Source organism: Janthinobacterium sp. BJB301, assembly GCF_002735685.1.
Lineage (GTDB): Bacteria > Pseudomonadota > Gammaproteobacteria > Burkholderiales > Burkholderiaceae_D > Janthinobacterium > Janthinobacterium lividum.
This window is the reverse complement of sequence record NZ_PDZJ01000017.1, coordinates 1-816: the sequence shown is the minus strand read 5'-3', so window position 1 is coordinate 816 and position 816 is coordinate 1. Positions and strand designations below refer to the sequence as shown.

The 816-nt window shown below is 45.2% G+C and carries 1 protein-coding gene; it reads left to right on the top strand.

Features of this window, described 5'->3' with window-relative positions:
* A partial coding sequence (locus CSQ91_RS29060; protein ID WP_180278534.1) for a hypothetical protein occupies positions 1-333 on the top strand: 333 nt, incomplete at its 5' end.
* Between the last annotated feature and the right edge of the window lie 483 nt (positions 334-816).

Genomic DNA, 816 nt, shown 5'->3' with positions numbered 1-816 from the left:
GCCGATGATAGTGCTGCAACCAGTGTGAAAGTAGGTTATCGTCAGGCTTGTTATTTGAAGCAACAGCCCAGGCTGTTATTTCTTGAGAAAAACCCGATCAGCAATGGTCGGGTTTTTTTTCGTCTGGTGATTTATTCTCCAGGTATTACTGGAAATGCAGTCGTCAAGCTGTGCTTTATCCCTTATCAAGGCTGTTGTCCTCGCTTGGCCGGTGCCGACCTGGTGCAGCTGCCCGTGAATCCGCTCATTAATAGGCAAGCGTCAATGGCCAGGAGGGCATTCCGAATGGTGTTACCTGGTCAATTTGATAGCGGTATGACATCGCATCATTAAATTTCACACTTTCTTAGAATAAACCTTGCTGCCTGCGTATAGCTTTGCTATAGTTCGCCTCCCCAATGAGACGCCGCAGTTTGCGAAACAGCGGGGTCACTGGAAACGGTGAAGGTAGTAAAAAAGAAGGTTGACGGATTTAGCGAAATGCTTCATACTCTTCCTTCTTCGCAGCTGACAAACACAACGCTTTGTCGATAGCGCGAGAGCAGTAACCGAATACAGTTCTTTAACAATTAACAGTCGATAAGTGTGGGCATTTGATGTAAGTGCAGCAGTGATCTTAGGATCGCTGTAAAACTTAAAATATCAAATGTTCACAAGAAATAATGAAATAGGATACTTCTTCGGAAGTAGCCTGTCAGTTTTTTGAGTGAGCGACCCGTCGCAAGACGGTGCCAATAAAATGGCAAAGTAACAGAGATTAAACTGAAGAGTTTGATCCTGGCTCAGATTGAACGCTGGCGGCATGCCTTACACATG